Raw genomic sequence first — 1,107 nt, 5'->3', positions numbered from 1 at the left:
GGGAATCCGGCAGGACCATCTGCCAAGGCTAAATACTCCCTAGTGACCGATAGTGAAGCAGTACCGTGAGGGAAAGGTGAAAAGCACCGCGGGAGCGGAGTGAAAAAGAACCTGAAACCGTGCGCTTACAAGAAGTCAGAGCCCTATGTTGCGAACTTGTTCGTCAACAGGGTGATGGCGTGCCTTTTGTAGAATGAACCGGCGAGTTACGATCCCATGCAAGGTTAAGCCGGGAAGGCGGAGCCGCAGCGAAAGCGAGTCTGAATAGGGCGAATAAGTATGTGGTCGTAGACCCGAAACCGTGTGATCTACCCCTGTCCAGGGTGAAGGTGCGGTAACACGCACTGGAGGCCCGAACCCACGAATGTTGAAAAATTCGGGGATGAGGTGGGGGTAGCGGAGAAATTCCAATCGAACTCGGAGATAGCTGGTTCTCCCCGAAATAGCTTTAGGGCTAGCCTCGGAGAAGAGCATCGCGGAGGTAGAGCACTGATTGGGTGCGGGGCCCGCCAAGGGTTACCAAGTCTAGTCAAACTCCGAATGCCGCAGATGTGTTATCCGGGAGTCAGACAGTGAGTGCTAAGATCCATTGTCAAAAGGGAAACAGCCCAGATCATCAGCTAAGGTCCCCAAGTGTGTGTTAAGTGGGAAAGGATGTGGAGTTGCACAGACAACCAGGATGTTGGCTTAGAAGCAGCCACCATTTAAAGAGTGCGTAATAGCTCACTGGTCGAGTGACTCTGCGCCGAAAATGTAACGGGGCTAAACACACCACCGAAGCTATGGCTTACACTTCTTACGAAGTGTCAGGGGTAGGGGAGCGTTGAATGCGGGTTGAAGTCAGACCGGAAGGACTGGTGGACTGCATTCAAGTGAGAATGCCGGTATGAGTAACGAAAAGACAAGTGAGAATCTTGTCCGCCGAAAGCCTAAGGGTTCCTGAGGAAGGTTCGTCCGCTCAGGGTAAGTCGGGACCTAAGGCGAGGCCGAAAGGCGTAGTCGAAGGACAACAGGTTGATATTCCTGTACCACCGTAAGCCGCTATGAGCGATGGGGTGACGCAGAAGGGTAGTGACGCGAGCTGATGGATTAGCTCGTCCAAGCAGT

Annotated in this window: 1 rRNA gene; it reads left to right on the top strand. The window is 53.2% G+C overall.

The features are described from left to right. Positions 1–1,107 (top strand): 23S ribosomal RNA (locus tag ACFSW5_RS26120); the annotation flags it as partial.

The organism is Paenibacillus thailandensis (assembly GCF_042685365.1).
Classification (GTDB): Bacteria; Bacillota; Bacilli; order Paenibacillales; family Paenibacillaceae; genus Paenibacillus_AP; species Paenibacillus_AP thailandensis.
The sequence above is the reverse complement of the archived record's forward strand: the minus strand, read 5'-3'. Positions and strand labels throughout refer to the sequence as shown.